This is a genomic window from Kitasatospora sp. NPDC022785, from assembly GCF_055561295.1.
In genome coordinates, this window is sequence record NZ_JBVHHB010000019.1 from 168,627 (window position 1) to 192,783 (window position 24,157).

Below are 24,157 nucleotides of genomic sequence, written 5' to 3' on the forward strand. Positions count from 1 at the left end.
CATGTTCATCGGATCCACGGTCTTCGGATCCACGTGCAAGCCAGGACCGGCGGTCATCGGACTCCTCCCCCGATCCGGCGGCGCAGCAGGGGCGCGAGCGCCAGGTCGAGCGTCTCCCCCGGGACGTAGCGGGCCACCGGGATGCCCTTCGTGCGCAGGGCCGAGCGCATCGCCTCGCGCTCGGCGTGCCAGAGCCGCAGGGCGAGGGCGTCGATCTCGTCGCCGGGCGCCACGGGCGGCTCGCCGGCCGGGATCTCCACCACCACCAGCGGGTTGCCGCGCTCGCGGACCTGCCCGAGCACCTCCAGGATCCGCTGGTCGGCGAGCGAGGTGAACGCGTACACCAGCGCGTGGCCGGGCAGTGCGGGCAGTGGAAGCCGCGGGAGGGCGGGGCCGCGGTGGCGGCGGTCCTGCCGGACCTCCAGCACGCTCTCCACCATCCGGTAGAACTGGCGGTCCCCGGTGCCGGCGGTCAGCCAGCGCAGCGTCCCGCCGACCGCGATCAGGCCGACCCGGTCGTGTCGGCGCAGGTAGGCGCGGGTCAGCCCGCCGGCCGCGCGCAGCGTCTCGTCCAGGCTGGACAGCCCGGTGGCCGCGTCCCGGAAGTCGGCCAGCGCGTCCAGCAGGACGACCGCGTCGGCGGCCCGCTCGGCCGCGAACTGGTTGATCTGGACGGCGTCGCGGCGGGTGGTCGACGGCCAGTGGATGCGCCGCTGGCGTTCGCCCGGCACGTGCGGGCGCACCCCGACCACCTCGACGCCGGTGCCCTCCTGGGCGGTGGTGTGCTCGCCGAGCCGTTCGGGCAGCCGGACCGGGATCGGGGTCAGCCGCGAGGCGCTGGGCACCGGGAAGACGTCCACCTCACCGAGGTCGCTGCGCACCGTGCGGCGGGTCAGGCCCCCGGCGTCGTAGACGTCGACGTCGACGGCGCCCAGGGTCCACCGGCCCCAGCTCCGGGTGCGCAGGACGAGGTCCACCCCGGTCGCGCCGACGGTGAGCGCCTCCAGGGCCACGCCGGGGCCGAGCGCGATGGTCGGGTCGAGCGGGCCGATGCGCCCGTCGTGCCGGACGGTGATCCGCACGACGATCTGCTCGCCCTCGAAGCAGCGGCGCGGTTCGGCCGTGCTCTCCGCGGTCAGCCGGGACGGTCTGCTGCGGCCCGGGGCGGCGAGCGCCAGCAGGACGGCGGGGCCGGCGGCCAGGGCGAGCAGCCAGGCGTGCCCGGTGGCCAGCGCGGCGACGGACGCGACGGCGGCCACGGTGAGCAGGCGCAGGCTCTGCTCACCGACCCGCCAGTGCGGCGAGGGCGGGGTGCTCGGCAGGCCGGCCACGGTGGCCCGGGCGCTGCGGGCCAGCAGGCGGGCGGTGACCCGGTCGTTCGCGCGGGCGGGGCGCCGTGCCGTGGTGGGGGCGGAGGGCTTGCGGTCGGTGCTCGCGGGCGCCGAGGCCAGCCGCCGCACGGGGCGGCGGCCGGGGCCGGCGGTCTGCGCGGCGAGCCGCCGGGCCCGCTCCCCGGCACGGTCTCCGGGCGGCCCGGCGGGGCCGGGGTCTCCGGCAGGCCGGTTGGGTCCGGCGGGTCCGGCACGTCCCGTGCGTCCGGCAGGTCCCGTGGGTTCGGCCGGTGGCGCGGGACTCACCGGGCGCCGCCCGAGGAGCGTTCCGCGTCCGCCGCCCTCGGCAGGGTCTGCGGCGCCGGGACGGTGGCGACCAGCCGCGCCACCACGTCGTCCGCCTCGATCTGACGGACCCACAACTCCGGCTTGAGCGTGACGCGGTGGGCCAGGGCTGGCACGGCCAGCGCCTTGACGTCCTCCGGCGTCAGGTAGTCGCGGCCCTCCACCATCGCGCGGGCCCGGGCCAGCTGGATCAGCGCGAGTCCGCCGCGGGGCGAGGCCCCGACCTGGATCTGCTGGTCGTTGCGGGTGGCGTCGACCAGCGCGACCACGTACTCGACCAGGTCGTCGTCCACCTCGACCTGCTCCACCGCCGCGCGCATGGCGAGCAGTTCGGCCGGGCTGCTGACCGTCTCCAGGACCGGCTCGGGCGCCGACCGGTCCAGCCGGGCCCGGAGCATCGCGGCCTCCAGCCCGGTGGACAGGTACCCCATCCGGACCCGCAGGAGGAAGCGGTCGAGCTGCGCCTCCGGCAGCGAGTAGGTGCCCTCGTACTCGATCGGGTTGGCGGTGGCGATCACCGCGAACGGCTGCGGCAGCCGGCGGGTGGCCCCGTCCACGGAGACCTGCCCCTCGGCCATCGCCTCCAGCAGCGCCGCCTGGGTCTTCGGCGGGGTGCGGTTGATCTCGTCGGCCAGCAGGAGCTGCGTGAAGAGCGGGCCGGGCTTGAACACCATCTCCCCGCTGCTCCGGTCGTAGAAGGGCGCGCCGGTCACGTCCGAGGGCAGCAGGTCGGGGGTGAACTGGATCCGGCGGAACTCCAGCCCGAGGGTGGTCGCGAAGGAGCGCGCCAGCAGGGTCTTGCCGAGCCCGGGCAGGTCCTCGATGAGTACGTGACCGCCGGCCAGCACACCCAGCATCACCAGGCGGAGGGCCTCGGGCTTGCCCACCACGGCCCGTTCGATCTCCTCGACCACCGCGCGGGCTCGCTTGCCGGCCTCCTGCGGGGTCAGCACGGCGGCCGGCGCGGCCGGGGCCTCCGGCGTGGGTGCGGCGTCCGGGGCGGCGGGGGCCTGGGGAACGGCGGTCATGGCTCTCCTGAAGGGCTGCGGTGCGGTGCCGTGAGGTGGTGGTGGTGGGGTGCCGTGAGGTAGGGGTGCAGTGCTGTGGGGTGGCGGTGCGGGGCCGGCTCCTCGGCTACAGGGATTCGAGCCGGTCGACGAGGGCGAGCAGGACCGGCGCCGGAACGGTCGCCGCCGGGGCCGCGGCCTCGGGGTCGATCCAGGGCCAGAGTCGGGGGCCCACCAGTTCGGCGGCCCGGTCGCGGTCGGCGGGGAGCGAGAGCCCGTGCGCCTCCGACAGCCGTGCGGCATAGAGCCGTTGGAGCCGGCCGCGCAGCGGTCGGCCGTCGCCCTGCGGGTCGAGCCCGTGGTGGATGGTCCAGCGCCAGTCGCCGAGCCCGGGCTCGTGCGCCTCCATCACCCGCGCGCGCTGGCGCAGGCCCTCCTCCCCGAACCCGGCGCCGGCGACGTACCGGCCGGTGACCAGGGCCACGGCGGTCAGCACGACCGCCCCGGCGCCGGCCGCGGGCGCGCCGCCGACCAGGGCGAACACGATCTCCGCCAGGACGCCCACCACGGTCAGCTCGATCAGGCTGTGCCGGACCGAGCCGGTCAGCTGCTGGTCGGTCGTCACCGGCGGTCTCCTGTCCTGCCCGCGGCCGCGACAGGCGCGGGCGGCTCCTCCGCGCGGCTCTCCAGGTGGGCCGCGATGGCGTCCAGGGCCGTCTGGGCCCGGCGCACGTGGGCGTCGTCCATCGGGTGGGTCGAGTAGCGCGCCTCCCGGAACAGCTCGGTGAGCGCCTCCGCGTGGAAGCGGTCGACGCGGTCGTCGGCCACCGCCCGCTCCAGCAGCTCGGCCGGGCTGTCGCAGACACGCCGGGACACCCCGGAGGCCGCCAACGAGCCCTCCATCGCCGCGTAGCAGGCGATCACCGCGGCACGCGCGTCGTCGCCGCTCAGCGCGCGGCGGCCGGTGGCCACGGCGGCCGCGAGAACGTCCTCGGGGCGCGGCGGGGCCGCGGGCAGCGATGACGCCGGCCCCTCCCGGCGGAGGCGCAGGCGCCGCAACCCCGAAACGAGGACCACCAGGAGCGCGATCACCGCCGCAACGGCCAGCACCGCGATCAGTCCCGCGAACACCAACCCGAACAGGCTCCCGGACCCCTCGTCGACGGCCATCGACGGCGGCGGTGTCGGCCGGGTCGAGGGCGTCGGCAGCGGCTCCAGGGGCACCGCCGGTGGGTCGTCCGACCCGGAGGCCCGGATGCGGAGGAGGTACATCAGCACCGGCACCGCGACCGCGGCCCCGGGCAGCAGCACGGAGGCGGCCTGCCGCAGCCGCTCGGCCCACGGCGTCGGCCCGTCCAGGTGGCGGACCTCCTCCCGGAAGCGCATCGCGAACCGGCCGACGACCACCGCCCACCCGGCCCCGAGCAGCACGACCGGCCCCGCGGCCCCCGCCGGTCCGGTGGCCGCCGTCCCGAGCAGCCCTCCGTCCGGCCGCAGCGCCGCCGCGGACACCAGGAGCCCGGCCACCACCAGCACGCCCGCCGGCCACCGGCCGGACCTTCGTCGGGCACGCTCCGGCGCGCCCGACGGCACTTCGTCGCTCACGCGGCCCCCCAGTCCTCCGCAGCGCGGATGATCACGCGCGAGGTGCAGCGTCGCACACCAACTGTCGCGTTGTCATCCCCCGGGAGGCTGCCGGGCAACGGCCTCCGGCCGTGCCGCCGGGGGGGGTGATCGGCCCCGGGACGTCAGCCCCGGGACCGTCAGCCCCGGGAGGGTCAGCCCCGGGGGAGGACGAGGGACTGGACGGCGGGGAGCTTGCGCCAGTCGCTGGAGACGATGCTCGCGTGGGCCCGGGCGAGCTGCTCGGTGCGGGCGCGGGCCTGGTCGGCCGTCGGGTCGGTCGCGCTGATCGCGGGGGCGACGTTCTGGGCGTCGGTCATCGTCAGCAGGTAGTGCCGGCTGTCGTACCAGGAGGTGTCCGTCCCGCCGGTGTACGCGGCGGCGTCGCCGTCGAAGACGACGAACCAGGGGCGGATCGCCGTCTCCGCGTACTTGGTGCGGGGGTCGCCGGCTGCGGCGCCGTGGACGGCGGGGAACACCTGGGCGTCACCGATCCGGCCGGCCGCGGCGAGGTCGCGCAGGTGCCGCCCGTACTCGACGTCGGTGGGCAGGGTGTCGAAGGGGTTGCCCTCCTCGAACGACCCGGGGATGACGTACACCAGCACCCGGCCGGCGAGCGCCGCACGGCTCGGCCAGTTGCCGGCGCGGGCGGCCTCGTCGGCGTTCGGGTAGCTGCCGCCACCGGGCTTGGCGAGCAGGTCGGCGGGGCGGAAGACGGCGGGGCCGAGGTGAGCGGCTATCAGCGAGTCGAGCTGGGCGGGGCCCATGCCGCGGTTGCCGGCGAAGCCCGCCTTCAGCTCCAGCTTGACGACCAGCGGGCCGGCGGCGGGGTGGGCCCCGAGCCAGATCCGGACGTCGTCGAGGCAGGTCTCCAGGTTCTTGTTGGTGCCGCCGCTGTAGAGCTGCGCGGGCGTGCCGGCGGCGGCGCAGTTGTTGGCGTTGCCCAGCGGGTTGGAGTGGCTGACCTTCCACTCCTTGGTGACGGTGTCCGTCCACGCGTCGAGTTCGATCATGCCGGTGCCGGTGTCCAGGCCCTGGGCGAGGTAGCCGAACGCGGCCGGGTCGTAGGTGTTGTGGATCCCGACGGTGGTGGCCGAGCCGAAGGGCAGCTCGGCGGGGCCGCTCGCGTCGGCCGACGTGGCCGGCAGGAGGGCGGTGGCGGCCGCGGCGAGCAGACCGGTGGCGATGGTGCCGGCGAGGGCGCGGCGTGCGGTCACGATGACTTGTCCCCTTGTCAGAACGCGTACGGCGGTCGTCTTCGGACGATGCCGGACCTGAGCATCCCTCACATGAAGGAGACACAACAACACCGTGACGGCCGCGGGACAAGTCCGCCCGGTCCCCCGCGCGGGCCGGCTCCCCGGCCCGCTTCCCCGGGGGCGGACCGGGTCGGGGCATCACTCCGCGACGATGGCGACCCGCCGGGCGGCGTGCCGGACGTCGGACACCGGGTGCGCGCGCAGCGTGCGCAGGGCGGACCGCCACCCCTGCGGCCAGTGGAACGCCGGACCGAAGGCCTCGGCCAGCCCGGTGGCCAGCAGGCCCTCCGCGAGGCCGTCACCGGCCGTCAGCCGCCGGACCGCCTCCAGCATCGTGGCCTCGTCGACCCCTCGACTCCGGTTGTACGCATGGAGGTTGCACAGGTGGGTGGCGGTGGCGGCGGCCAGCGCGGGGTGGCCGTCCAGGGCGGCGGCCAGGGCGCGGAGGGCGGCCACCAGCTCCGGCAGGTCGGCCCGCACGTCCAGCGCCCGCGTCATCGCCGAGAGCCGGGCCGGGAGGAGATCCGGCTCGTCCGCCAGCAGGCCGGCCACGGCCGCGAGGGCCTCCGGCCCGCTCACCGCCATCGTGACCAGGTGGTGCAGCCGCCGGAAGGCCGGCAGATCCCGATCGGCCTCGTCCTCCGGCTCCCCGCCCCGGACGACGCCCAGCAGTTCGGTGACGGTGCGGTGCAGCAGGCTGCCCGGAGCAGCGCCGCCGACCGGGTGCGGCAGGCCCGAGCCGGCCAGTGTGCCGATCACCCCGGCGGCGCGGTGCCAGCCGGAGCGGCTGCGGGTCAGGTCGGTGGCGACCCGCCGGACGGCGTCGGCGGCCTGCGGCGCGTACGCGGCCCAGAGCTCCAGAACGGACAGCGCGTTGTCCGCCACGTCGTGGTCCGCATCCTCGGCCAGACCGGCCAACAGCCCTGCGTAGCGCGGACGGTGGGCCGCCGGGAGGTCCAGCGGACGGGCCGCCTGCAGGGCCTGCCGCACCGGCGGAGCGTCGCTCCCCACGGCCTCGTCCAGCAGCTCCCAGACGCCGGCGGCGGCCCGCGGGCCGGCGGCGAGCAGGCCGGGCACGCACCGGACCACCGCGGCCCGTACGTCCGGGTGCTGCCGCGGGGTGCGGTACGCGGTGGCGAGCAGGCCGGCCGCCTCCGCGGGCGGCAGGTGGCGCGCGGTGAGCCGGGCGGCCTCCTTGCGGCTGGTCACCTTCGCGCCGGTGGTGGCCGTCAGCAGCGCGCCGAGCGGGCCGGAGAGCGCGGCCGCCGGGGTGCGGGCGGCGACGCGGTCGGCCGCGTAGACGGCCACCCGGGCCCGGTCGCCGCCCGCGTGCGCGAGCAGGACGGCGAGGTCCTCGGCGGGCTCGTCCGTCCGCGCGAGGGCGGCGAGGGCCGCCTCGGCGAGGAGCACCTCGCCCGAGGCCGCGAAGTCCAGCGCGAGGGCGCGCCCCTGCTCGGGCACGGCGGCCGCCGAGGTGACGGCGGCCGCCCGCTCCGCCAGCGGCCGGCTGTCGTCCCCGGCCGCTTCGCGCGCGAGCCGGGCCGCCGCCTCCTGCTGCCGGGGCAGCCAGCGGTCGGCGTACCGGAAGTCGGGCAGCGGCCGGCGGGCCCGGCCCGGCAGGAACCGGCCGTACGGCGGGTCCTCGGCGAGCAGGGCGTCCAGGAGATCGGTACGGCGGGCGGCCAGTGCCTCCCCGACGGCCGGCAGGACGGCGGCCGAGGGCTCCGACGCCAGCAGCTCCGCCACCCGTTCGTCGCGGGTCGCCGGATCGGCGAGCCACCTCCGGGCCGCAGCGCGGAAGGCGTCGTCATCGCCCTTGCGCAGCGCCTCGCCCAGCAGCTCCTGGAGCTCGGGCAGGCGGTACGCACGCCGACCGAGCGCGCCGTGGAGCGCGAACAGCAGCCCGTACTCGCCGTGGTCGGCACCGGCGCGGAGCCACGGCTCCAGCGCGGCGACGACCAGCCCCTCCTGCCCGCGCCGCAGGGTGTGGACGAGCCCGCCCAGGTCGACGCCGCCGGTGCGGCCCGCGAGCCGGCCGAGGGTGCGGGCCGCCCAGTCGAGGAGCTCAGGCTCCCCGGCGGCGGTGTGGTGGCGCAGGACGCCCAGGGCAAGGTCGCGCAGCGCGTTGCGGGTGGCCCACGAGCAGTCGCGGGCCTGGACGGCCGCGAGGGCGATCCGGTCCAGCAGCCCGACGTCGCGCGCGGTGAACGGCGCACCCCGCACGACGGCCAGGGCCTTCAGGGCCTGCGCCCGGATCGGGTCCCGCTCGTTGCGCAGCCGGGCGTCCATCAGGACGAGCACCTCGGACAGGGCGGCGTGGTCCCGGGCGTGGCCGGCGTTGGCGACCAGGTACGGCCACGCCGTCGCCCGGTCCTCCGGATCGGAGGACCGCACGGCCGCGAGCAGTCCGGGCCGGGCCTCGGCCACCGGCAGGTGCGCGAGCGCTGCCAGGACGTCGCCGATCCACCACTCCTCGGCCCGTCCCCTGGCCGCCAGCTCCCGTGCGACGGCCGCGCGGCGGTCCCGCGGCAGAGCGGCCAGCAGCGGCGCCGCGGCGGCCGTCCACTCCAGTGGTGCACCCGCCGTGACGGTGTCGTGGAACGCCTCCCGCCGGTGCGGCGGCATCGCCCGCAGCAGCGCCGCCAGGTGCTCCGGGTGCGCCAGCCACTCACGCCCGAGCACGGGCAGCGACGGCGGATCCGCCTCCACCAGTGCACGCACCAGCGCCGGCGACGGGCGCGGCTCGTACCGGGACCGGTGCCACTCGGGGGACGTCAGCCGGCGCACGACGCGCTCGGCGTCGGCCGCCGCGAGGGTGGCGAGCCGGTCCCGCAGCGCGCCGGGCAGCAGCGCGGGCCCGTACCGCTCCAGCAGCCCGAGCACGCGAAGCGGCTCGGCCGGGGCGGCGGCGGCGAGGCCGTGGGCGTGCTGCGTCCACCAGTCCTGGCGCAGGTTGCGGGGCAGGCCGGCCAGCGCCCGCTCGGCGTAGCCGACCACGGCCTGCGGCTGGTACCGCCCCAGCGGCCCCCAGTGCCGGACGGCATGCGCGAGCTCGGGCAGTACCCGGGCGGCGAACTCCGGCGGACAGGCCGGCAGCAGCCGCACCGCCTCGCCGTCACCCCACCGCTCCCGCACCGTCCCGACCAGCCGCTTCGCCAACTCCCGCCGCCCCGCGGCGACCACGGCCCTGCTCAGCTCGCGGCGCACCACCCCGGAGGCACCCTCGTACGCGGCCTCGACCGCCCCGTCCGGCACCGGCAGGCGCCGGACGGCGCGCAGGGCGTAGCGGCGCACCACGTCATCGGGATCGGCCAGCCGCGCGGCCAGGTAGGACGTCTGCCCGCCCGTCAGCGCGGCAAGCGCCGCCAACCGCCGCTCGTACCGCCCCCGGCCGGCCAGTACGGCCAGTACGGCGGCCAGCTCTCCTCGCCCCGCGAGCGCATGGGCGGCGCGGGCCAGGTGCCGCAGCCGGGCGGGGTGCGGCAGCGGGGCGAGCTCGGCGAGGAGGCGCTCGGCGGCGGGGTGCGGGGCGGAGGCGGGTCCGTCGGTCGAGCGAGACATGGGGGTGATTCTGTTACAGCCGGACGCCTGGTCGCGAACGGTTTCCCGCACCGCCGGTCGCCCGGCCGTCGAGCCGTCACGGTCGTGCTTCCGGCCCGCGCGGTCCGGCACTCCCCCGGCGGCCGCGATAATGGCGTCGTGATCGACAGACAGCTGCGCGTGGTACTGGCCGAGGACTCCGTGATCCTGCGGGAGGGGATGGTCGAGTTGCTCGGCGCCCGTGGGTGCGAGGTGGTCGCTGCGGCCGGCACGGCGCCGGAGTTGCTCGCCGCCGTGGCCGAGCACCGGCCCGATGTCGCGGTGGTGGACATCCGGATGCCGCCGACCCACACCGACGAGGGCATCCGCGCCGCTGTCGAGCTGCGGGCGACCCTGCCGGAGGTCGGCATCCTGGTCTTCTCGCAGCACGTCGAGACCGCCTGGGCGTCCCGGCTGCTGGCGGGTGGCGCGGCGGGGGTCGGGTATCTGCTGAAGGAACGGGTCGCCCGGACGTCGGAGTTCGTGGACGCGCTGCGCCGGGTCGCGGACGGCGGGACGGCGCTGGACCCGGAGGTGGTGACCCGGCTGATGCGGGGCGGGCGGCGCGGCCGGGTGGACGCGTTGACGCCGCGCGAGCGGGAGGTGCTGGAGCTGATGGCGCAGGGGCATTCCAACCGTTCGATCGCCGGGCGGCTGGTGGTGTCGGAGCGGGCGGTGGAGAAGCATGTCGCCGCCGTGTTCACCAAGTTCGACCTGCCGGCCACGGATGCGGACAACCGCCGGGTGAAGGCGGTGCTCACCTACCTCTCCGAGACGGGCGGCTGACGAGGCGTCACATGCGGCTCGGGAGAACCGCGGTGACGACCGTGGGCCCGCCGGCCGGGCTCTCCACCCGGAGCACGCCGTCCACCGCGGCGAGCCGCTCGCCCAGACCGGTCAGCCCGGTCCCGCCGGCCGGCCCGCCGGGCACGGCGCCGCCGCGGCCGTCGTCGCGCACCACCAGCCGGACCCGGCCGTCCGCGGAGGTGGCCGACAGCTCGGCCGTCCGGGCGCCGCTGTGCTTGGCGAGGTTGGTGAGCAGTTCGGCCGCACAGAAGTAGACGGCCTGCTCGATCGCCGGGTCGGGCCGTTCCCGTAGGTCGAGGCGGACGGTGACGGGGACCGGCGAGGTGACGGCCAGTCCGGGCAGGGCCTCGCCGAGGCCGCCGTCCAGAGCGACCGGGTGGATGCCCCGGGTGAGCCGGCGCAGTCCGGTGATGCTGTCGTCGGTCTGGCCGCGGGCGCGGTCGACGAGGGTGCGCAGGCGGGCGAGGTCGGGGCTCCCGGGGCCGGCGCCGGGGGCGAGCGCGTCGTCGGCCAGCGAGAGGGTGATGGCGAGGGCGACCAGCTGGGCCTGGGTGCCGTCGTGCAGGTCGCGCTCCAGGCGGCGCAGCCGGTCGGCGTTGGCGGCCAGGAGCGTGGCACGGGCGGATTCGAGGGTGCGGACCCGCTGTTGGGCGCGGGCCGGGCCGAGCAGCAGCCGGGCGATGCTCCGATTGGCCGCGGCGAGCGCGTGGTTGGCGGGCGGGAGGGCCGCCAGGATGGCCAGGCCGAGCAGGACGGCGGCCGCGTCCAGCCAACCGGCGGGCCGGTCCCCCGGCTCCAAGAGCCGTACCCAGAGCGGGAACCCGACTAGCCAGCCGCAGGCGAGCGGCAGGACGACGGCGGCGGCGAAGCCGAGCAGTCCGAGCGGCAGGCGCAGCATTAGGTAGAGCAGCGCACGCCAGGCGACCGGGTCGGTCAGGACGGCGCGGCCGCGGGCGAAGGCGCCGGCCGGCCTCGGCAGCGGCGGCGGCGGTTCCACGTACTCGCCCAACAGCCGGCCGACCGGCCGGCGGTGGAGCCCGCCGAGGCCACGTGCGCCGGCCAGCCCCAGGACCACGAACGGCAGGCCGAGGACGGTGAGCGAGAGCAGCGCCCCGGCGTAGAGGACGGCGAGGGCGTAGGCGCCGCCGAGGACGGCGGGCGGCAGGCCCGCGACGGCGAAGAGCAGTTCGCCGCTGCGGATCGTGAAGTACCGCCGGACCCCGGACGGGCTCCGGTCAGCCACGCTCGCCGCCGGCCAGCTGCGCGGCCGGGCCGGTGACGGCACGCAGGCCGGTGCCCAGGATCCCGGGGACGGTCAGCGCGGCCGCGCCCGCCACGATCCAACCGCAGGCGGCCACCGGGACGGTCGGCGCGGCGGAGCCGGTGACGGCCGTGCTGAAGGCGGCCGAGGCGACGCCGGCGACCGTCGCACCCAGCAGGACGCCCACCGCCGTGGTGAGCGCCGCCTCGACGCCGAGCATCCGCAGCAGCTGTTGCCGGGTGGCGCCGAGCAGCCGGAGCAGCGCGAACTCGCGGCGGCGGTCGGCGGTCAGGGCGACCAGGGTGTTGACGGTGGAGACGGCCGCGAAGCAGACCAGCATGGCCAGCTCCGCCTGGCGCAGCCAGACGTCGCTCGCGGAGGTCACGGAGGCGGCCGAGGCGGCGGCCCCGGGGAGGGCGAGGGTCGCCGCGTGCTCGGCGGTGCTTGTCATGATCGACATGGTGCCCGAGAGACCGACCAGGAGCGCAACCGGCACCACCGCGGCCGCGAGCCGGTGCGCGTAGCCGCGCAGGTTGGCGTCGGCCAGCCAGCCCGAGCGGGGCGCCGCCCACCGCACCGGCGCACCCAGCACGGCGGCCAGGACGCGGGCCGCGAGCGGTCCCAGCAGGGCGACGGCGACCAGCAGCACCAGCGAGGCGAGCAGGGCCGCCTGCCCGGCCTTGTCGAGCTGGTCGGCGGGGCGGGTCGCCGCCAGCCGGAGCAGCAGCGCGCCGCCGGTCAGGGTGCCGGCGCCGGCCAGCAGCCGCAGGACGCCCGTCCGGCCGTGCTCGGTCGACCCGGCGGTGAGTGCGGCGGCCGGCGGGATCCGGGTGATCCGTCGGGCCGCGACGGCAGCCGCCGCCAGGCCGACGAGCAGGGCGGCGGCGAGCGCGACCAGCATCGGCAGCGGTGTGCCCGGCACCCGGACGGCGGGCGCGGCCATCCCGCGCTCCTGCAAGGCGGCGAGGAACCTGCGGGCGGCGAAGGCCCCGGCCGCCCAGCCGGGCCCGGCCGCCAGCAGGGTGGTCGCGACCACCTGGCCGCGCACCAGCCGGCGGACCTGCCGGGGCGTGGCGGCGACGGTGCGCAGGAGCGCCAGCTCCCGGTGCTGCTGGCGCAGCGCGAAGCCGAGCGCGTTGACCACCACGAAGAAGGCCACCAGCACCGCGATCTCGCCGAACGCGCCAGCGATCACCATCAGGCCCGGCCCGGCGGCCGCCCGGCGGGCGGCGGCCGGGGCGGTGACCTCGGCGGCGAAGAGCGAGCCGAAGAGCGTCACCGTGGCGACGGCGAGGAAGAGCGCCACGGCCAGCCCGGCGAAGGCGGCGGGTCGGCGGCGGAGCTGGCCGAGCGCGAGGGCCGGTACGGGGCGCCCGGTGCGGAGAGCTGCGTGGGAGGCGCGGGAGGCGGGGGACGGCGGCGTGCTGCCCGGCGCGGCCCGCCGGTCCGGGGCGGCCTGCCGGTCCGGGGCAGTGCCAAGGTCCGGGGCGGCGCCTGGGGGCGGGACGGCGCCACGGTCAGGCGCGGTGCCCGGGGACGGGGGCGTCATCGCGCTCACCCGCCCAGCCGGCTCAGCCGCTCGGCGACCGACGCCGCCGTCGGGTGGGCCAGCTCGTCGACCAGCAGCCCGTCGGCGAGCAGCAGGACGCGGTCGGCGTAACCGGCTGCCACCGGGTCGTGGGTGACCATCACACAGGTCTGCCCGTCCCGGTCCACGCCGGTGCGCAGCAGGGCGAGGATCTCGTGACCGGTGGCGCGGTCGAGCGCCCCGGTGGGTTCGTCGGCGAAGAGGACGTCGGGGCGGGTGACCAGGGCGCGGGCGATCGCGACGCGCTGCTGCTGGCCGCCGGAGAGCAGGCCCGGCCGGTGGCGTTCGCGGCCGGCCAGGCCGACCCGGGCGAGCGCGTCCTGCACGTCGGCGCGGGCGGGGCGGGCGCCGGCCAGCCGGCCCGGGAGTTCGACGTTCTGGGCGACCGTCATCGCGGGCATCAGGTTGAACGCCTGGAAGACGAACCCGATCCGGGTGCGCCGCAGTTCGGCCAGCTTGCGTTCGGGCAGCCGGGACACCTCGGTGGAGCCCCACCGGACGGTGCCGCGGGTGGGCCGGTCCAGGCCGGCGAGGCAGTGGAGCAGGGTGGTCTTGCCGGAGCCCGAGGGCCCCATCACGGCGGTGAAGGTCCCGGGGGCGAACGCCACCGACACCCCGCGCAGCGCCCGCACGGCGGCGCCGCCCCGGCCGTACTCCCGGTGCAGGTCGTCCGCGCGGGCGGCCGGTTCCGCGACCGCTGTCATTCTCGTCTCAGCCATGTCTCCATGCTGGCCGGGCCGGACGCGGCGATCGATCGTGCTCGCCCCCGGATCGGGGGTTCGGTTTTCCGAACCCCCGCCCTCAGCGCGCGGCGGCGGCGTCGATCTTGACCTGCAGCGCCCGCAGGAGGTCCTGGAGCAGCCCGATGGTGGTCTCGTCGGTGAGGTTGCCCTCGCTGTCGAAGCGCTCGTGCGAGCGGAAGGCGATGACCTCGGGCTTGACCACGACGTCGCTGTCGGTCCAGACGAAGACCTGGCGCAGCGCCAGCTGGGCACGGACGCTGCCGAAGTTGGTCGGGGCGGCGCCGAGGATCGCGGTGGGCTTGCGGTGCAGCGGCAGCCCCTCGGTCTTGGTCCAGTCGGTGCTCAGCCAGTCGAGGGCGTTCTTGAGGACGCCGGGGATGGAGTAGTTGAACTCCGGCGTGGCGATCAGCAGGCCGTCGGCGGCCTGGACGCGGCGGCGCAGGTCGTTGACGACGGCCGGCCGCTTCTCGGGGGTGTCGAGGTCCTGGTCGTAGGCGGGGATGTCGCGCAGGCCGTCGTAGATCTCGATCTCCTGGCCACCGGGGTTGAACTTCTGGGCGGCGCGCAGCAGCTGGGTGTTGTGCGAGTCGGCGCGCAGCGAGCCGGAGATGGCGAAGATCTTGGCGGTGGCCATGGTGGGACTCCTTCAGAAGGGCTACGGCGGGAGGAAGTTGTCGGACCGTCCGGTGATCCGGGCGGTTTCGACACCAGAAAACTAAACCGATCAGTTCATTGTGTCAACCGAACAGTTCAGTCTTGACAGTGAACTGAATCGTATAGTTCATTCGAGCCATGACCCCGTCGAGCGCCACCGCGACCACCGTCCCCGCTACCCCCACCGCCACCACCGCGGCCACCACCCACGCCACCACCACCCCGCGATCCACCGTCCGCGTCGTCCGCCCCGTCCACACCTACGAGGGCGCGGGCTTCCCGGTCCGCCGCCCCTTCCCCACCGCCGACCTGCCGTTCCTCGACCCGTTCCTGATGGTCGACCAGGTCGGCCCGGTCGAGCTCGCGCCGGGCGAGGCCAAGGGCGCTCCCCCGCACCCGCACCGCGGCTTCGAGACGATCCAGTACGTCATCGCCGGTGACATCGCGAACGCCGACTCCCGCGGCCACCGGGCCGTCGTCCGGGGCGGCGGCGTGCAGTGGCTCACCGCCGGCTCCGGGATCGTCCACGAGGCCCTGCCCACCGAGGAGTTCCTCGCCAAGGGCGGCCTCCAGCACATGCTGCAGATCTGGGTGAACCTGCCGGCCCGGCTCAAGTCCGTCCCGCCGCGCAGCCAGAACGCCGAGGCCGGCGACCTCCCCGTGGTCACCACGGACGACGGCGCCGAGCTGACGGTCATCGCCGGCAGCACCCACGGCGTCACCGGCCCGTTCGCGGCCCACACGCCGGTCCTGGTCGTGCACGCCCGCCTCGCGGCCGGCGCCCGGGCCGACTTCAGCGCGCCCGCCGGGCACAACGCCATGCTGTACGTGATGTCCGGCGAGGCCGCCACCCCCGATGCGGAACTCCCGGACGGCCACCTCGCGGTGCTCGCGCAGGACGGCGAGCGGTTCACGGTGGAGGCCCGGGGCGGGGCGGCCGAGGTCCTCGTCCTGGCCGGCGAGCCCATCGGCGAGCCGGTCGCCCGCAGCGGCCCCTTCGTGATGAACACCGCCGCCGAACTGCGCCAGGCCCAGCAGGACTTCGGCCTCGGCCTGATGGGGCGGCTCCCCTGGTGAGCCCGGCCGACCGTCCGGCGCGTCCGTTTCGCCGCCTTTGCGAACCAAACCGTTCAGTTCATATACTGAGAAATCCCCGCTCCGGACCAGAACGCAAGAGGACACCGCCATGGGCGTCGACACGGCAGGCACGGCTGACGCGACGGACGAATACGGCATCCCGATCATCCCGGACCCCACCGACGCCGCCCAGCGCAAGCGCCAGGCCATCATCGACTCGGCGGTCACCGAATTCCTGGCCGCGGGATACTCGGCCGCCTCCATGGACGCGATCACCAGCCGGTCCGGCGTCTCCAAGGCGACCATCTACAAGCACTTCGGCAGCAAGGAACGCCTGTTCCTGGCCGTCATCGGCGGCATCCTGCCCCGCACCTACGCCGGGCTCGAGTCCTGCACCTCCACCATCGTCGAGGCCCCCGACCTGCGGGCCGCGCTGATCGACCTCACCACCGCCTGGGCCCGCATCCTGCTGCGCCCCGACATCATGTCGCTGCGCCGGCTGGTCATCGGCGAGACGGAGCGGTTCCCGCAGCTGGGCCAGCTCTGGTACCGGCTCAGCTACGACATGATCAACGGCCCGCTCGCCGCGGCCTTCGCCGAACTGGACCAGCTCGGCAGACTGGACACCCCCGAACCCGAGCTCGCCGTCCAGCAGCTCGTGGCCGCCACCCTCGGCGTCCCCCAGCTGATGGCCACCTTCACCCCCGACGCCGACCTCGGCGAGGCCGAACTCGCCCACCAGATCACCTCCGGCGTCGACCTCCTGCTGGCCCGCTACGCGCGCTGAGCACGGACAGGCAGGCCGCACCGGGCCGCACCCGGCCGAGCACGGTGATCAGAACAGCCGGTGCCCCTCGACCCAGACGGTCCGCTTGCCGCTCGCGCGGACGGGTCGGCCCTGCCAGGTGACTGCTCGCATCGCAGTTCCTCCGTTCGACGGGATGGCCGGGTGCCGAGTGGGCAACCGGTGGAGGTCGTCATGTCGGCGGCTACCCGTCCCGCCGGGGTGAAACCATCGACGCGGCCTCAGTGAAGGCGGTCCGCGCCGTGGTCGAACGCGTGTGAGCCCGACCGGGCCCTCCCCGGCCGGGCTCACACGTTCACGGGTCAGGCCAAGGCGGTCAGGCTTTGCCGGTCAGGCGCCAGATCTGGTTCTTCTTGGTGCTCAGCACGCTCGCGGGGTCGCAGGTCCACTGGTGGACGAGGGCTCCCGGCGTGGCCGAGACCCCAGTGACGTCGACGCATTTGCCGCTGTGCACCGCGACGAGCTGGTAGTCCTGGCCGCTGCCCAGCGCGGTGACCGGCTGCAGCGTGAACATCTGGTTCGTCCCGCCGCCGCAGGTCCACTGGATGACGGCGGCCCCGTCGGACGGGGAAGCTCCCGAGACGTCCAGGCACTTGCCGCTGTGCTCGTTGACCACGGTGTAGGTGTTCGCCCGGCCGGCGACCGGCTTGAGATCGAGCATCTGCTGGTAGCCGCCCTCGCAGGAGTACTGCTGGTACTGCGTGGCGTCGGCGGTGCTGAGGTTGGTGTCGTCGAGGCACTGACCACTGTGCTGCGCCACGGCGACCGTGGAGACGGTGGTGTCGGACGGGGGCAGCAGCGTGACGGTGTAGCCGTCCGCGGCGTCCGTCCACGGCACGCTCACCGAAGCCGAGCTGCCGTTGACGGTCAGGTTCTGGTCGGAGACGGTCACCGGCCCCGTCACCGCGCCGCCGCCGTTGTTCGGTATGCGCTGGACGACCGCGCGCACCCGGCCGTTCTCCACCACGGAGGTGGTGTCGAGGCGGTTGAGGTTGACCGTGACGTCGCCGGTGTTGCCGTGCTGCCCAGCAGGATCTTCGCGTTGCGCGCGGCGTTGTCCTTCGTCGCCACCCCGTCGGTGTTGGTTCCGGGCGTGAGGTTCACGATGTTTCCGGTCTGGGAGCCGTAGAACCGGTAGAGGAACCACTCGTCCTTCGGCAGGTACTGACCGGACCTGTTCTTCGTGAGCAGGTTGGCCGCGTAGTCGTGCAGGCCGGGGCCCGCAGGATGTTGCGGAGGGGGGCGGTGGGGTCGGCCATGCGTTCATGAAGGCCGAGGAGTGACGGGTGCTTCCCGCCGTGCCGGCGACCGGCCGGCGGAGCGGGACGGTGCCGGCCCGGCGGTGCCGCCGGTACGGCCGAGCTCCGGACCGGTACCGGTGATCAGGCCGCGACGAGCTCCTGCTCGCGCTCCGGCGTTCCGGCCCTCGGTTTCCTGTTCGGCAGCGAGAGCCGGAAGACCTTGCGCCACGCGGAGAACACCTGCTTCGGCAGCGGCCCGGTGACGTACTCCAGCTCGTACTTCTCGAACAGCGCGCGCACCTTCACCGCGACCTCGGCGTAGCGGTTGCTCGGCAGGTCGGGGAACAGGTGGTGCTCGATCTGGTGCGACAGGTTGCCGGTCATGAAGTGCATGGCCCTGCTGCCACTGATGTTCGCCGACCCCATCATCTGGCGCAGGTACCACTGGCCGCGCGTCTCGCCCTCGATCGACTGGCGCTCGAAGACCTGCACGCCCTCGGGGAAGTGCCCGCACATGATCACCGAGTGGGTCCAGACGTTGCGGACCAGGTTCGCGGTGAAGGTGGCGGCGAGCGTGGTGAGGAAGGACGGGCCCGACAGCAGCGGGTGGATCACGTAGTCCTTGAGCACCTGCTTGCGGATCTTGCGGCCCACGGCCCTGGCCCGCGCGCGGAACTCCGGGTCCTTGCGGCGGCGCTTGCGCAGGTTCTTGCCGAGCTCCAGGTCGTACGCGGCGATGCCGTACTCGAAGAAGCAGGCGTTGACGAAGTTCCACAGCGGCTGGCCGAGGTGGAACGGGTGCCACTTCTGGTCCTCGTCGACGCGCATGATGCCGTAGCCGAGGTCGTTGTCCTTGCCGATCACGTTGGTGTACGTGTGGTGCAGCTCGTTGTGCGAGTGCTTCCACTGATCGGACGGCGCGACGTGGTCCCACTCCCAGGTGGTGGAGTGGATCTTCGGGTCCCGCATCCAGTCCCACTGGCCGTGCAGGACGTTGTGGCCGATCTCCATGTTGTCCATGATCTTCGCCACGGACAGACCGGCGGTGCCGAGCAGCCACGCGGGCGGGAAGATCGAGAACAGCAGCACGCCCCTGCTGACCAGCTCGATCTTGCGCTGCGCCGAGATGACCGTACGGATGTAGGCGGCGTCCTTCTCGCCACGGCCGGCGATCACCTCGTCGCGGATCGCGTCCAGCTCGCGGCCGAGCTCCTCGATCTGCTCCGCGGTCAGGTGGGCGGTGGGGTCTATGGCGGTCAAATTGCTTCTACCGTTCGATGTCGCAGGGGCCCGCCGCGGCGGACACGCAGGTCTGGATGAGGACGCCCGGCTCAGCCTCGGTGATCTCGCCGGTTCGCAGGTCGCGGACGGCGCCCGCCTTGAGCGGCGTGACGCAGCCGAAGCAGATGCCCATGCGGCACCCGGAGGGCATGAGCACGCCGGCCTCCTCGCCGATGTCCAGCAACGGCGTGGCGCCGTCCGCGTCGACGGTCCTGCCGGTGGCGCTGAACGTGACCTCGCCGGCGTCGCCGGCGACGACGGTGCTCGGGCGGAAGCGCTCGGTGTGCAGGCGCTCGTGGACGCCGTGCTCGTTCCAGTGCTTCTCTGCGGCGTCGAGCAGGCCCGCGGGACCGCAGGCCCAGGTCTCGCGCTCGGCCCAGTCGGGCACGAGTCCGTCGAGACGGGCGATGTCGAGCCTGCCGTCCGTGTCGGTGTGCACCTCGATGAGGCGCAGTCTCCCGTCCGCGACCAGGCCGTGCAGTTCGGTGCGGAAGAGCACGTCCTGCGGCTGTGGCGCGAGGTGGACCATGACGACGTCGTCGAACTCGGTGTCGCGCAGCATGCCCATCACGGGCGTGATGCCGCTGCCGGCCGTCAGGTAGAGCACCTTGGCGGGCGTGGCCCGCGGCAGTACGAAGTCACCGGACGCCTGGTCGAGCTGGATCAGCGTGCCCGGTGTCGCCCTGCGGACCAGGTGGTTGCTGACCTTGCCGTCCGGGATGGCCTTCACGGTGATCGTGACGCGGCCGTCCTGGCGGTCTGTCGGCGAGGTGATCGAGTAGGCACGCCACAGGCGCCTCCCGTCGACATCGACCCCGATCCGCAGGTACTGACCGGCCGTGTGGCCGCGCCAGCCCCGTCCCGGCCTGATCACGATGGTCGCGGCGTCGCCCGTCTCGGGGTGCACGGCCTCGATGCGCCCCCGCAGGTCGGCGCCGGTACGCAGCGGGCTGACCAGGTCGAGGTAGTCCGAGGGCAGCAGCGGCGTTGTGACCATCTCCAGCAGTTTCCACGCCCTGCTGCGGAGTGTTGCACGCGTCATGACTCCAGCTTGCGGCGCCTCGGGGCGTAAAGTCCTGACCGTAGGACGTGAAACTGATCGGCTGAATTGTTCGCAGGAAACAAAAACGTGAGCCATGCAATCCGGAAGGCCGGCGAATTGGCCCTGGATGAGACGACGGTCACGGCGCTTCGGGCCGCGCTGACGACCACCGCCGACGAGGTCGTCCAGGCGATCATCGACGAGGTCCCTCCCTACGCCAATGCCCTTTCGGGCCCCATGGGCGGCACCATCCGCCGGGCCGTCCGCACTGCTCTGGGGAACTACCTGGACCTGGCGAGCGGGAACGACACAGGCGGCGACGCCGGTGACGCGGCCTACGAGCTGGGTCGCGGCGAGGTGCGCGACGGCCGTTCGATGGACGCCCTGCTCAGCGCCTACCGTGTCGGCGCCCGCGTGGCCTGGCGATGCCTGGCGGCGGGTGCCGTACCCGCAGGTCTGCCCGCCGCCGAGGTCGCCAAGTTCGCCGAGCTGACCTTCGCCTACATCGACGAGCTCTCCGCCGCGAGCGCCGCGGGCCATGCCGACGAACTGGCCGCCCGGGGCAGGGCCCACGAGCGCCATCTGGAACACCTGGCCCGCGACCTCCTCGCCGGCGCGAACCCGGACGTGCTGATGGCCTCTGCTCAACGGGCCGGATGGCAGCCTCCGGTTTCGCTGACCGTGGTCCTGCTGCCCGCGGTCCAGGCCCGGCCTGCCTACCGCGCGCTCGACCCGAGCACCCTGGTCCTCGACGATCTGCCGGACGCCACCGGTGTGCTGCTCGTCCCCGATGCCGACCGGTCGCGTCTCCTGCGGCAGCTGACCGACCGCACCGCCGTGGTCGGCCCGGCCCGGCCGTGGACTCGGGCGTCCGCCTCGTACGCACGAGCCGTACGCGCGCGTTCCCTCTCCGCTGACATCCGGGACACCGAGGACCACCTGCCCGAGCTGGTGCTGAGCGCCGACGCGGACGCGTTCGCAGACCTGCGTGCCCGAGCCCTCGCACCGTTGCGGACCTTGCCCGACGCGACGGCGCAGCGGCTGGAGGAGACGCTCCGGGCGTGGCTGCTGCACCAGGGCAGGCGGGAGGAGGTGGCGGCGGCGTTGTTCGTCCATCCCCAGACAGTCCGATACCGGATGTCGCAGCTGCGGGAGCTGTTTCCGGATCTGGCGTCGCCCCACCGGGTCCTTGAGCTGACACTGGCCGTGGGTCTTCGGGTCAGCTGACGCGCTGCTTCCGACCATCCAGCGGGCCCCTCGCGAAAGTACTTTCCAAAATGGAAAGTAGATGCCACCCCCCTGGAGGTAGTTGCCGCGTCAAGGGGGAACCATGGACCGCCCGCTTACGCCCGCCGAGGCGCTCGAACTCGCCAACCGCGCCACCGCCACCGCTTCCCGCCCCGTACCGCCGCCCGACTGGTACGGGCCCGCGATCGGGGCGGTCTTCCTGGTGCAGGGGCTGGTGGTCGGTACCGCGATGCAGTTCGACCTGGACTGGCTGATGGTCATCGGGAGCGCCATGGTCGGCCCGGTCGTCGGCGGGCTGGCCGGTGCGGTCACCCGCCTCCCCCAATCCTCCGCCAGGGACGCGATGGAGGGCACCGCCGTTGTGAGCGATCCCCGGCAGACCGCGCGCCCCGCGTACCCGAGCCCGATCGCAGCGGCGACCAGGTCGGGATCGTCGTCGACGAACAGGCACTGCGCGGGCGCGAGCTCCAGCGCGTCGCTGGCATGGTGGTACATGCGCGGGTCCGGCTTGTTGCAGCCGAGCACCGCGGAGATCGCATACGCCTCGAAGAACCGTCCGGTCCCCAGCCCCGCGTGAAGGTCCGGCAGGTTGGGCCAGGCATCCGACACCACCGCCATCCGCACGCCCCGGCGGCTGAGCTCTTCCAGGGTGCCCACGACCTCCGGGCAGGTCTCCAGGAGCGTGGCCGCCGGGACCTCGCGGCACAAGTCGGCGAGGAGCTCCGAGGACGGTTCCACCCCGACGTGACGAAGCATCAGCCGGTGGAAGTCGTCGAACGCGGGCTCGGGCGACGAGGCGGCGAGGAGTCGGTCGCCCGCGGCGACGGCTGCCGCGAACTGTTCCGACGTGATCGAAGGTACGTGGGCGAGAACGGTCTGCTCGAAGTCCGCCCGCGGGTTCCACCGGCCGCCGATCGGCTGCATCAGCACGCCGCCCGAGTCGAAGAGAACGGCGCGGAGATCCTCCGGAGGACGGGGTCGTGTCGTCATCGGATGCCTCCGTGTGTCAGCCGGGCCGTGACGTCGGCACCTTCCCGTACGAAGACCGGGATGCGCTCCAGCGGGGCCTCGGCGTCGAGCGTCGTTCCGCCTTCCAGCACGCGGCCGGTGGCCGGGTCGCGCCAGCGGGTGCCGGACGGCAGGTAGACCCGACGGGCCCGGACACCGGCCTCGTACACGGGGGCCACCAGCAGGTCGGGGCCGAGCAGGTACTGGTCGTCCACCTCCCAGGCGTGTCCGTCCTCGGGGAAGTCGAAGAACAGCGGCCGCATGGGCGGGGCGCCGGTGCGGTGGGCGGCCTCGGACAGGCCGTGCAAGTACGGGCGCAGGCGCTCGCGCAGCAACAGGTGGTCACGGAGGATGCCGTACGCCTGCTCCCCGTACGACCAGATCTCGTTCGGCCCGCCGGTCATGTCCGTGGCGAAGGCGGGGTGGTTGGGCTCGCGGTCCCCGTGCAGCCGCATGACGGGGCTGAAGGTGCCGTACTGGAACCACCGGATCAGCAGCTCACGGTACGCCGGGTCGTCCGGGTCGCCGCCGAAGAAGCCTCCGATGTCCGTGTTCCACCAGGGGATGCCGCTCATCGCGACGTTCAGTCCGGCCCTGATCTGGCGCCCGAGGGAGTCGAAGGTCGTGGGGATGTCGCCGGACCACAGCAGGGCCCCGTACTTCTGGCTGCCCGCCCACGCCGAGCGGGCCAGCGACAGCGGCCGGTCCTCGCCCTCCGCGCGCAGGCCGTCGGCCACCGCGCGGGCGTGCTCCAGCGGGTAGAGGTTCGCGGCCTCGGCGGCCGGCCCTGCCGCGTAGACGGCGCGCTCGGCGAGGCCCGGGGGCACGTCGGGTTCGCAGGCGTCCAGCCAGAAGCACGCCACGCCCAGCGAACGGTAGTTGTCGTTCAGCCGCTGCCACAGCGCGGTGCGCGCTCCGGGGTGGGTGGCGTCGTAGTACGCCATCGGGCGGATCAGGGCCTCGCCGCCGTACCGGGACGGCCACGGGAAGGTGAGCAGACCGCCGCCGGTGTCCCGGACGAGGTGGCCGGCCGAGCGCAGCGCGTCGTACGCGTCGCTGTCGGGCTCGACGGTGGGCCACACCGAGACGGCGAGCTTCACGCCGAGGTCCGACAGCTCCTTGACCATGGCGGCGGGGTCGGGCCACTCGCTCTCCTCGAAGCGCCAGTCGCCCATCCTCGGCCAGTGGAAGAAGTCGCAGACGATGACGGACAGCGGAAGTCCGCGGTCCTTGTACTCCCGGGCCACGGCCAGGAGTTCGTCCTGGGTGCGGTAGCGCAGCTTCGACTGCCAGAAGCCCGAGGCCCATGCGGGCAGCAGGGGCGGACGGCCGGTGGCCCGGGTGTAGGAGTCCAGGATCCGGGCCGGGGTGTCGCCGGCGGTGATCCAGTAGTCGATGCGGCCGCCGCCGTCGGCGGTCCACCGGGTGGTGTCGGCGCCCAGTTCGACGCGGCCCGTGGCGGGGTTGTTCCAGAGCAGTCCGTAGCCGCGCGAGGAGTGCAGGAAGGGGACGGCCGCCACGGTGTTGCGCTGGACGAGGTCGATCACACAGCCCTTCTGGTCCAGGCGTCCGTGCAGGTGCTGCCCCAGGCCGTGCAGCCGTTCACCGTCGTATGCCTCGAAGGACTGCTCCGTCCGGCCGCCGGCCGCGTGGACGCGCGGGTCGGCGTGGAGCGCGTGCGGGCTGCGCTCGGCGAGGAGTTCGCGGCCCGAGACGGCGTGGCGGAATCGCAGCCGGCCGTCCGCCGAGGCCTCGACGGCGATGCTGCCGTTGACCAGACGGGCACTGCCGTCGTCCGACACGGACACCTCGGCGTGCGCGGCGGGCCGCGGGTTCTCCAGCGCACCGGGGGCGGTGGGGTCGATGGTCCCGGACGAGGCCCGCACCCGGACGGCGTCCGGTCCCCAGGGCTCGACGCGGAGGATCTCTGCGGCGGTGTGCCGTTCCAGGGCGCCCGCGCGGATGCTGTAGGACAAGGTCGGTTCCTCTGCTCCTGGGGTCGGTCGGGTGGTGTCACCGTCGCTTCCGGGCTCCTCCGTCGCGCGAGCCGGACCCGCCACCGCCGGCGAGGCGGTGGCGGGCCGGTGCACGGTGGTGCTGCCGCGGTGGCTCAGCCCCAGGGCTGGGCGACCAGCCAGCTGGTGTCGGCGGCCCAGCTGGCACTGCTGTCCCAGCTGTTGGTGCCTCCGTTGGACGCTATGTAGGCGGTGTAGTTGTAGTGGCGGAGGTACTTCGTCGGGAAGTTGACGGACTGGAAG

At 74.6% G+C, this 24,157-nt stretch carries 20 protein-coding genes; 4 read left to right on the forward strand and 16 right to left on the reverse strand.

Translation table 11 applies throughout. The features are described from left to right. Positions 1-53 precede the first annotated feature (53 nt). The 6 genes from ACZ3YO_RS26865 to ACZ3YO_RS26890 form a co-directional block, all read right to left on the reverse strand. A complete protein-coding gene (locus ACZ3YO_RS26865; RefSeq protein ID WP_465573933.1) occupies positions 54-1,460 on the reverse strand; it encodes a DUF58 domain-containing protein in 1,407 nt (468 codons plus the stop codon). A gap of 173 nt (positions 1,461-1,633) precedes the next feature. Beyond that, a complete protein-coding gene (locus ACZ3YO_RS26870; protein WP_465573935.1) occupies positions 1,634-2,704 on the reverse strand; it encodes an AAA family ATPase in 1,071 nt (356 codons plus the stop codon). Between the two features lie 106 nt (positions 2,705-2,810). Next, on the reverse strand, positions 2,811-3,308 hold the full coding sequence (locus ACZ3YO_RS26875; RefSeq protein WP_465573937.1) for a hypothetical protein: 498 nt from the start codon (positions 3,306-3,308) through the stop codon (positions 2,811-2,813). Further along, a complete protein-coding gene (locus ACZ3YO_RS26880; RefSeq protein ID WP_465573940.1) occupies positions 3,305-4,288 on the reverse strand; it encodes a DUF4129 domain-containing protein in 984 nt (327 codons plus the stop codon). Before ACZ3YO_RS26880 ends, ACZ3YO_RS26875 begins: the two co-directional genes overlap by 4 nt. A 173-nt stretch (positions 4,289-4,461) precedes the next feature. Further along, a complete protein-coding gene (locus tag ACZ3YO_RS26885) occupies positions 4,462-5,523 on the reverse strand; it encodes a phosphatidylinositol-specific phospholipase C domain-containing protein (RefSeq protein WP_465573942.1) in 1,062 nt (353 codons plus the stop codon). Positions 5,524-5,703: 180 nt separating this feature from the next. Beyond that, positions 5,704-9,126, reverse strand: a complete 3,423-nt coding sequence (locus ACZ3YO_RS26890) for a hypothetical protein (RefSeq protein WP_465573944.1) — start codon at positions 9,124-9,126, stop codon at positions 5,704-5,706. Positions 9,127-9,264: 138 nt separating this feature from the next. Here ACZ3YO_RS26890 and ACZ3YO_RS26895 point away from each other — a divergent pair, with 138 nt between their 5' ends. Beyond that, entirely contained in the window at positions 9,265-9,930 is a 666-nt protein-coding gene (locus ACZ3YO_RS26895; protein WP_465573946.1) for a response regulator, read from the forward strand. A gap of 7 nt (positions 9,931-9,937) precedes the next feature. Here ACZ3YO_RS26895 and ACZ3YO_RS26900 read toward each other — a convergent pair whose 3' ends face one another. From ACZ3YO_RS26900 to ACZ3YO_RS26915, 4 genes are all read right to left on the reverse strand, one after another. Further along, entirely contained in the window at positions 9,938-11,194 is a 1,257-nt protein-coding gene (locus ACZ3YO_RS26900; protein WP_465573948.1) for a sensor histidine kinase, read from the reverse strand. After that, positions 11,187-12,761 (reverse strand): FtsX-like permease family protein, encoded by a 1,575-nt coding sequence (locus ACZ3YO_RS26905; protein WP_465573950.1) that lies wholly within the window; start codon positions 12,759-12,761, stop codon positions 11,187-11,189. The genes ACZ3YO_RS26900 and ACZ3YO_RS26905 overlap by 8 nt, the downstream gene beginning before the upstream one ends. A gap of 5 nt (positions 12,762-12,766) precedes the next feature. After that, on the reverse strand, positions 12,767-13,519 hold the full coding sequence (locus ACZ3YO_RS26910; protein ID WP_465573952.1) for an ABC transporter ATP-binding protein: 753 nt from the start codon (positions 13,517-13,519) through the stop codon (positions 12,767-12,769). 82 nt (positions 13,520-13,601) lie between these two features. Next, on the reverse strand, positions 13,602-14,177 hold the full coding sequence (locus ACZ3YO_RS26915) for an NADPH-dependent FMN reductase (protein WP_465573954.1): 576 nt from the start codon (positions 14,175-14,177) through the stop codon (positions 13,602-13,604). Positions 14,178-14,335: 158 nt separating this feature from the next. Between ACZ3YO_RS26915 and ACZ3YO_RS26920 the strand changes: the two genes are divergently transcribed. Together ACZ3YO_RS26920 and ACZ3YO_RS26925 are read left to right on the forward strand one after the other, a co-directional pair. Then, positions 14,336-15,274, forward strand: coding sequence for a pirin family protein (locus ACZ3YO_RS26920; protein ID WP_465573956.1), 939 nt, complete (start codon positions 14,336-14,338; stop codon positions 15,272-15,274). A 109-nt stretch (positions 15,275-15,383) separates the two neighbouring features. Continuing rightward, a complete protein-coding gene (locus ACZ3YO_RS26925) occupies positions 15,384-16,061 on the forward strand; it encodes a TetR/AcrR family transcriptional regulator (RefSeq protein WP_465573958.1) in 678 nt (225 codons plus the stop codon). A 334-nt stretch (positions 16,062-16,395) separates the two neighbouring features. Here ACZ3YO_RS26925 and ACZ3YO_RS26930 read toward each other — a convergent pair whose 3' ends face one another. The 3 genes from ACZ3YO_RS26930 to ACZ3YO_RS26940 all read right to left on the reverse strand — a co-directional run bounded on the left by ACZ3YO_RS26930 (position 16,396) and on the right by ACZ3YO_RS26940 (position 19,643). After that, complete coding sequence (locus tag ACZ3YO_RS26930; RefSeq protein WP_465573960.1) at positions 16,396-17,046, reverse strand: RICIN domain-containing protein; 651 nt, start codon at positions 17,044-17,046, stop codon at positions 16,396-16,398. A 415-nt stretch (positions 17,047-17,461) separates the two neighbouring features. Next, complete coding sequence (locus ACZ3YO_RS26935) at positions 17,462-18,580, reverse strand: fatty acid desaturase family protein (protein ID WP_465573962.1); 1,119 nt, start codon at positions 18,578-18,580, stop codon at positions 17,462-17,464. 7 nt (positions 18,581-18,587) lie between these two features. Further along, positions 18,588-19,643: a ferredoxin reductase gene (locus tag ACZ3YO_RS26940; protein ID WP_465573964.1), complete on the reverse strand. Its 1,056-nt coding sequence runs from the start codon at positions 19,641-19,643 to the stop codon at positions 18,588-18,590. Positions 19,644-19,730: 87 nt separating this feature from the next. Between ACZ3YO_RS26940 and ACZ3YO_RS26945 the strand changes: the two genes are divergently transcribed. Next, positions 19,731-20,870 (forward strand): PucR family transcriptional regulator, encoded by a 1,140-nt coding sequence (locus ACZ3YO_RS26945; protein WP_465573966.1) that lies wholly within the window; start codon positions 19,731-19,733, stop codon positions 20,868-20,870. A gap of 90 nt (positions 20,871-20,960) precedes the next feature. Here the strand turns inward: ACZ3YO_RS26945 and ACZ3YO_RS26950 are convergent, their stop codons facing one another. The 3 genes from ACZ3YO_RS26950 to ACZ3YO_RS26960 all read right to left on the reverse strand — a co-directional run. After that, on the reverse strand, positions 20,961-21,881 hold the full coding sequence (locus ACZ3YO_RS26950; protein ID WP_465573968.1) for an HAD family hydrolase: 921 nt from the start codon (positions 21,879-21,881) through the stop codon (positions 20,961-20,963). After that, on the reverse strand, positions 21,878-23,875 hold the full coding sequence (locus tag ACZ3YO_RS26955; protein ID WP_465573970.1) for a glycoside hydrolase family 31 protein: 1,998 nt from the start codon (positions 23,873-23,875) through the stop codon (positions 21,878-21,880). The genes ACZ3YO_RS26950 and ACZ3YO_RS26955 overlap by 4 nt, the downstream gene beginning before the upstream one ends. A gap of 134 nt (positions 23,876-24,009) precedes the next feature. Continuing rightward, positions 24,010-24,157, reverse strand: a 148-nt coding sequence (locus ACZ3YO_RS26960) for an AbfB domain-containing protein (protein ID WP_465573995.1), incomplete at its 5' end; no start/stop codon positions are given.

What these genes read in the sequence shown, in the direction of transcription:
- ACZ3YO_RS26910 (WP_465573952.1), bottom strand. Translation starts at nt 13,519, where the DNA reads ATGGCTGAGACGAGAATGACAGCGGTCGCGGAACCGGCCGCCCGCGCG.
- ACZ3YO_RS26870 (WP_465573935.1), bottom strand. Translation starts at nt 2,704, where the DNA reads ATGACCGCCGTTCCCCAGGCCCCCGCCGCCCCGGACGCCGCACCCACG.
- ACZ3YO_RS26925 (WP_465573958.1), top strand. Translation starts at nt 15,384, where the DNA reads ATGGGCGTCGACACGGCAGGCACGGCTGACGCGACGGACGAATACGGC.
- ACZ3YO_RS26915 (WP_465573954.1), bottom strand. Translation starts at nt 14,177, where the DNA reads ATGGCCACCGCCAAGATCTTCGCCATCTCCGGCTCGCTGCGCGCCGAC.
- ACZ3YO_RS26950 (WP_465573968.1), bottom strand. Translation starts at nt 21,881, where the DNA reads ATGACGACACGACCCCGTCCTCCGGAGGATCTCCGCGCCGTTCTCTTC.
- ACZ3YO_RS26890 (WP_465573944.1), bottom strand. Translation starts at nt 9,126, where the DNA reads ATGTCTCGCTCGACCGACGGACCCGCCTCCGCCCCGCACCCCGCCGCC.
- ACZ3YO_RS26905 (WP_465573950.1), bottom strand. Translation starts at nt 12,761, where the DNA reads ATGACGCCCCCGTCCCCGGGCACCGCGCCTGACCGTGGCGCCGTCCCG.
- ACZ3YO_RS26940 (WP_465573964.1), bottom strand. Translation starts at nt 19,643, where the DNA reads ATGACGCGTGCAACACTCCGCAGCAGGGCGTGGAAACTGCTGGAGATG.
- ACZ3YO_RS26920 (WP_465573956.1), top strand. Translation starts at nt 14,336, where the DNA reads ATGACCCCGTCGAGCGCCACCGCGACCACCGTCCCCGCTACCCCCACC.